This window comes from Bacillus cihuensis (assembly GCF_000504145.1).
GTDB classification, from domain to species: Bacteria; Bacillota; Bacilli; order Bacillales; family DSM-1321; genus Peribacillus; species Peribacillus huizhouensis.
Map to the genome: position 1 here is coordinate 1 of NZ_AYSD01000032.1, position 6415 is coordinate 6415.

A 6415-nucleotide genomic window follows, 5' to 3' on the forward strand; every position below is an offset into this window, starting at 1 on the left:
GTTTAGTTTTCAAAGAACTATTAATTTGAGACAGAATAATAGTTTATCATTTTGTCATCAGATTGTCAAATGATTTTCCGAAATAATTTATTTCGTATCAGCGACAAGATTCATATTATCAAATACATTCGCCTTTGTCAACTTCTACGAAGAAATTAAAACGAAACTTTTTTTTGCTGAAATCCCTTAACCTAACGGGAATTAATATATTAATATCTTTTTTTTAAAGAGTCAATAGAAAAAAGATATTAGTACTTTGGAATTTTCTGAATGAATAAGCTCATTCTTCATTAGCTATTTTCAGGTCATCTTTTTTAGAACTGGATGAATATTCCTATGATATTTTATTTTTACATATAAATCCTTTATTTTCATTTTATGTAATTTGTGTATTCGGATAGCAATCACATTTTTTGTGTTGTTGTTTTACTGTTTTTTGTTTTATCTTGTTTTATTCTTGTTTTATTCTTGTTTTCAGCCCCCTTGGAACCCTTGATACGACTGGGTTCGACAGACCTAACTATAACAAAAATGGTGCCAACTATAACAAAAAAAAACTTTTGTTATAGTTAAAAATTTGGCATAATCAGATGAACCCAAAGGGGGATTTTTTTAATGTCCACATCGATTATGGAAAATCGAACCAATCAACTTGTAACTAAATCTAATATTTTAATCGAAGCAAATTATAAACTCGGTGTAGTTGAGCAAAAGATTATTCTTTGTTTGGCCAGCAATATTCATCCCGAGGATTCGGATTTTAAATCATATACATTACCTATTAAGGAGTTTAATCGATTATTAGGCTTAAATGGCACGCCTAAATATACAGAATTAAGGCAAATTACTAAGGAACTCATGCAAAAGGTGTTTGAGGTCCGTATTGATAAGAAAGTCATCCAGGTAGCCTGGTTAAGCTATGTTGCTTATAACGAGTCTGAAGGTACGATAGACGTTCGATTTGATCCTTTCTTACGTCCATACCTATTAGAATTAAAAAAAGAATTTACGAGTTATAAGCTTGAAAATGTCGTTAAACTCAAAAGTTCTTATGCTATTCGGATCTATGAATTGTTAAAACAATACGAAAAGTTTCAGGAGAGGACGTTTTTTCTTTCAGATTTACGGAAGATGCTTGGCGCTGAAGATGTCTATCCTGCTTATGGAAACTTTAAACAACGTGTACTTTTACCGGCCCAGAAGGAACTTATGAAGAAAACGGATATTTCTTTTGAAATAGAAGTTGTGAAAAAAGGACGTAAAGTTGAAAAAGTTAAGTTTCTAATAAAGTCTGCAAAAGAACCTAAGATAGAAGAATTAGATATTTTTGAAAGTAATCTTGAAGAATTTAAGTTGTCAAATAGCTTTTCAAAAAGCGTCAGAAAGCTAGGAAAAACATTGGGGATCCAGTTGTCAGATGAAGTGATTGAATCATGGGGGAAATATGGACAAGCAACCGTTATTGACCTATTAGAGAAAATACAAGATAGAAAAGATATCGAAAATCCTATAGGGTACATAACGAAAGTGTTACGTTCTTCAAGACCTAATGAAGGTATTGCGTCATCCGAAAACATTCTTATGCATTTAATTTCAGATTTTAGAAAATCAAGAGATCCTTTACCGTATTGGTTTGTGGAAGAGAAGTCAATTAGTGAAATACAGAGGTTTTTGGATGTGGAGCAAGGCGATGCTGTGCAGATTTTTGAAACGATCAAACAAGACTTATACGAAACGCTTAATATTATGGAGCCTGAAAATACTACTATAGAAAAAAAGGATATTGAAAAGGCCAAGATACAGATTGAAGATTGGTTAAAAGGAGTGTAGTATCAAATTAATTTTTAGGTTGTTGAATTTGATAGGGAATATAAAAGGGAGTGGATGTCCACCCCTTTTTATGTTCATATATTGTTTTTAGCCATTGCTATCTTTTAGTTGGAGATTTCTTTTTTGTGATTATCGTGCAGCGTGATGTTTGCTTTTTGAACCCAAGCAAGCTCCCCTTATTTAAAGTATATAAAGTGTATTTTTATCCTGTTTAAGGTTTTAAAGCAGCGCTCATATATTCTATCGAGTTTATCTTAAGAATATATGATGGTATGAAAAAAAGTTAGTTAAGCAATTACACTCTTAATGTCTCGCTTATGACGTTGAAAAGCAACCTGTAAAAATGAAGGTTTTTATCACCCAGAAGGAGTTGTTCAACTATTATCGAATAAGGAAAGTAGAAAACAACTTTTGAAAAAAGGAAGGTGTGAAGATTGGCCATTACTATTACAATGGGAATCCAAAAAGGTGGATGCGGCAAATCCACTACAACGGGCATATTATCCTATCTGCTAAAAGAAGATGGCTACCGTGTATTAGCCGTGGATATGGATTCTCAAGGAAACTTGACTGAATTCTTATCTGAACAACCGTCTAATGAGTTCATGGGAAGATCTATTTTAGAAGCGATGCAACAAAACGACGTAGAAAAGTATATTGTTCCTATCACCGATCATTTAGATTTACTTCCTGCCAATAATTTTTTAGCTACATTTCCTCGCTGGATTTATACCGGGAAAACCTATCAAGGGGACACTCTTCCATTTAAGGGGAACCCTAGCTTAATCCTCGATCAAATTCTTGATCAAGTTAGGGATCAATATGACTTTATCTTAATTGATACCCCACCATCACTTAGTGAACAGACGACAAATGCCCTATGCGCAAGTGAACACGTAGTTGTGATGTTTGAATGTTCAAGCTGGTGTTACTCGGCGATTCCTAACTTTATGGACTCTGTTGAAGGGGCTAGAAATTTCGGTCATAGAGATACACAAGTCGTTGGGATTTTGCGCACCATGAACGATGTACGTAGAAGCGATTCAAAAGCGTTTAAAGAAATGATTGAGGAGGACTATCCTAACGAAGTCTTTCAAACCACCATTACGAGAAAAGCACCAGTCGGCCGATTAGCTCTCTATGGATTTAATGGGAATCCAGAATTAAAACGAGCATTAGACCAATACAACCGTTTCTACAAGGAGTTGATTGAGCGTGTCCAAGGTGAATGACATAAAAAAAATGAAACGCCAGCAAAAAATAATTACCCCAACCCAAGCATTAGCCGAAATAGTAGGCGAAGAAGATACCAACGTTTATTCGAATAAAGAAATCAACGATACAAGAAAGGAAGAAATAAAAGTGGAAAGAAAACGCGTATCCTTTGATCTACGTACAGATCTACATAAAGAATTAAAAATGCAAGCTCTTGTCCATGAGAAAAACATCTATATTCTGATTGAAGAGGCTTTGGAGAGGTATTTGAAGGAGATCAAGTAGAATACAATTTACTTACTATGCGGCCAGACTGAAGCTTATTCAAGTAGCATATTCTGCAGTGCTGCATGGAAAGAGGTAAAGAAGGAACCAACAATTCCACCAACTAAAGAAGAAAAGAAGAAACGTTTATTCCTTCTTTTCTTCTTTAGTTGGTAGCTTTAAAGTAGTTCTGGAATTTATAGTCCGCAGATTCCCGAACATGATTGAAGACTACAGATTACCAAAGAGAAAATCCCTCCATATGTTCTGGCATATTTTTTGTAAATGGATGCTGTCGATGCTTTGCCGAAATTCTAAGAAAAAAGAGACTGAGGTTTTTTCTTATCTTCACGTTGAAAAAACACGCTTTTTTCAGCGTGTTCAAGAATTCTTATCCTTATCTTTAAATTCCAGAACAGTGATTACAAACATGCCAAAGCCAAGCATCAGGGATAGAACTTCAAAAGTATCCATTCATCCATCGCCTCCTAACACTCAGCCTTCCCAGACCTCAGTTTGTCCTATACAAAATCAAAATGGAAAAATATTTATAAATAGCTGTAACATCTCTAATTTGAATAATGGATATTGTTGGTTTCCAAGTGAGCCTTTAATCTGCTTCTTTAGTTGAATGAGGAATTTTTACGAATGTATGATTTTGCATATTTTCGTACATTCAAATCCTTGATATCACTGATAACTTTTGATAAACTACCCTTATCATACGTTGAATGTACGATAATGGAGGAAAATCATGAAAGAAAAGAACGTGCAGCCGTTGCGAACGGCCAAAGAAATTGAAGATATGAAATGGGCGTTGCGCCGATATGGTTCGGAACGGGACTATTTTTTGTTTGTCTTTGGAATTAATACCGGGCTTCGGGTCAGTGATATTGTTCCGTTGAAAGTCGGAGATGTTCGAGATAAAAGTCATGTGGTGATCCGAGAGAAGAAAACGGATAAAAAGAAACGATTTATGTTACCAGTTAAGCTACGGGAGGAAATTGAGAATTATACAGCCCATATGAACGATAAAGATTACCTGCTTCCAAGCCGAAAAGGAAATGGACCGATTACTCCTACCCAAGCTTACAGGATGCTTGTCAAAGCGGGAAATGTGCTTGGTCGGGACGATATCGGTACGCATACGATGCGAAAAACCTTTGGATATGCGTATTATCGGAGAACGAAAGACCTGGCGTTCCTTCAGAATATTTTTAACCATTCTGCCCCATCGATCACCAAACGGTATATTGGGATTACGCAAGAAGAAATCGACGAAACGTTAAAGGATTTTTCTTTGTAAAATGCGGAAAAGAACCATTTTTTGTCGGCACGATTGAAAAACGTCAGTCCACTATGGGGTCATTAAAGCCCCCTTGATGGCCGTTTATAGCATCCGAAATATTCACATTTACTTTGTTACTCAAAAAAAGATAAAATGCCTCAGAAGGACTAATAAACAGCTTGTACGACGAGTTTTTAAAAAAACACTTCAAATAATCAGCAAACAGCATCCTATAATTCTTACATCATTCGTATTTTTTACTCGTTTCACATTTTTTATCTCTAACCACTATATCCATATTTCTTAATCTCTTCCCGAAACTAATCACTCTATTTATACATAAACCTCCTTACTACTCCATCCACTTTTACCATCGGCCGGCTCCTCTAACCAATTATAAAAAGGGACTTCTTTAGGTTTATAAAAAAATTCATAAGCTTCTTTCTCATGCTGTTTCTTCTTAGCAACTAGGCGTATATTTTCAGCATATATGGCTTGTTTTTCTAAAGATCTAAAAATACGATCTACATAACTAGATAGGAATTTTATTGTTGTTCCGTCTTTTATTGCATCATTAACTCTATTATAAATAGCTTGTATAATATGATTATCGCTAATATATATATTACTTTCTTGTTTTAAAGGTAAAGAATAGGTAGAAACTTTTTTAGTGGCTTCTTCCTTACTGTTACAAGAGGTTTCAGCGTTTTCTGTATGGAAATCTGTATGGAAATCTTCTATGTTTAAACCCAATAAATGAACCCAATATGTAAAGTATGGATGATTAACAAACAGGTACACGGGTTTCCCTTTCCCGTTACACCTCTTAGAACGCCTATGTAATTTTACAACCTGTCCTAGTTCTTCTAATTCCTTAAATCTATTCCTTATAGTCCGATCACTAATAGAATGACGATCTGCAAGATACTGGGCCCCGGCGTAAAAGAAACCTAATTCCGCACTGAAAAAACAAATCATATCAAACGCTTGTCGAGTACCCTCTTTAAATAGAATCCATCTGTCTCCTATCTTTTCTTTAATAGAATCCAGCAGCATGTACTTTACTTTCTTCTTTTGATTTTTCGATTCTGCATAAGGCCTGTGAGAAATCATTTGATTGAATTGTGAGGTTTCTACGAAAATAGTCATTGTTTATTTCCCTTCTAGGAACAAAAGAAAAAGGCATTGTTTCCCTATGTAAACTTAAGGGAAACAATGCCTTTAATGTGTTCATGGAAACAAACAACATTTTTTCCTTGAAACTAGCAGGATTATACACTAAAATAGTCGTATAACTTTATTAGTTACAAGGAACTTCGACAAGTGTTTTCCCTAGGGTGATTAGGGGAAACGGTTTAAGGGTGCTCCAACACCACTTAAACAGTTGAGGTTCTTTTTCCGTCCATATGTAATTATTAGCAATTATATCGCTATAAAACTTCCAAATCAATAATAAATTAATAGATTCTCCTTTAAACAAACCGTAAGAGCCTTTAAAAGAAATTAGAACGACCTCAGCGATATTCTTCACAGGTAATTATAAAAACCTCATGACCAAAGCATATTTTACTATTCCCTTAAGAGATTGCAGAAAAAAATAAGTAGCTTAAATAGGATTATAGTGACTTCAATACATCGATGCGGTGTTACTTTGCTTGCAGATTATTGAATGGATCAAATAAAAAAACTAACCTTAGTTGGTTAGTTTTTACGCGCCTTAGAGGATTCGAACCTCTGACCGACGGCTTAGAAGGCCGTTGCTCTATCCTGCTGAGCTAAAGGCGCATCCTATGTGTGGCGGAGAAGGAGGGATTTGAA

At 35.0% G+C, this 6415-nt stretch carries 6 protein-coding genes and 1 tRNA gene; 4 read left to right on the forward strand and 3 right to left on the reverse strand.

Annotated elements, in window-relative coordinates:
• The first annotated feature begins 615 nt into the window (after window positions 1–615).
• From V179_RS0105380 to V179_RS0105390, 3 genes are all read left to right on the forward strand, one after another.
• Window positions 616–1830 (forward strand): replication initiation protein, encoded by a 1215-nt coding sequence (locus V179_RS0105380; RefSeq protein ID WP_034300737.1) that lies wholly within the window; start codon window positions 616–618, stop codon window positions 1828–1830.
• A gap of 434 nt (window positions 1831–2264) precedes the next feature.
• Complete coding sequence (locus V179_RS0105385; RefSeq protein ID WP_028390620.1) at window positions 2265–3062, forward strand: ParA family protein; 798 nt, start codon at window positions 2265–2267, stop codon at window positions 3060–3062.
• On the forward strand, window positions 3046–3330 hold the full coding sequence (locus V179_RS0105390) for a hypothetical protein (RefSeq protein WP_028390621.1): 285 nt from the start codon (window positions 3046–3048) through the stop codon (window positions 3328–3330). The genes V179_RS0105385 and V179_RS0105390 overlap by 17 nt, the downstream gene beginning before the upstream one ends.
• A gap of 360 nt (window positions 3331–3690) precedes the next feature.
• On the opposite strand, the gene V179_RS31510 is transcribed toward V179_RS0105390, so the two are convergent.
• Window positions 3691–3783, reverse strand: a complete 93-nt coding sequence (locus V179_RS31510) for a putative holin-like toxin (protein WP_235178963.1) — start codon at window positions 3781–3783, stop codon at window positions 3691–3693.
• A gap of 280 nt (window positions 3784–4063) precedes the next feature.
• On the opposite strand from V179_RS31510, the gene V179_RS0105400 reads away from it, so the two are divergent.
• On the forward strand, window positions 4064–4615 hold the full coding sequence (locus V179_RS0105400) for a site-specific integrase (protein ID WP_034300741.1): 552 nt from the start codon (window positions 4064–4066) through the stop codon (window positions 4613–4615).
• Between the two features lie 315 nt (window positions 4616–4930).
• Here the strand turns inward: V179_RS0105400 and V179_RS27080 are convergent, their stop codons facing one another.
• Both V179_RS27080 and V179_RS0105415 read right to left on the reverse strand, forming a co-directional pair.
• The gene (locus V179_RS27080; RefSeq protein ID WP_034300743.1) at window positions 4931–5746 is read right to left on the reverse strand and encodes an HTH domain-containing protein; all 816 of its coding nucleotides are present in this window, start codon (window positions 5744–5746) and stop codon (window positions 4931–4933) included.
• Between the two features lie 562 nt (window positions 5747–6308).
• A tRNA-Arg gene (locus V179_RS0105415) sits at window positions 6309–6382 on the reverse strand.
• Between the last annotated feature and the right edge of the window lie 33 nt (window positions 6383–6415).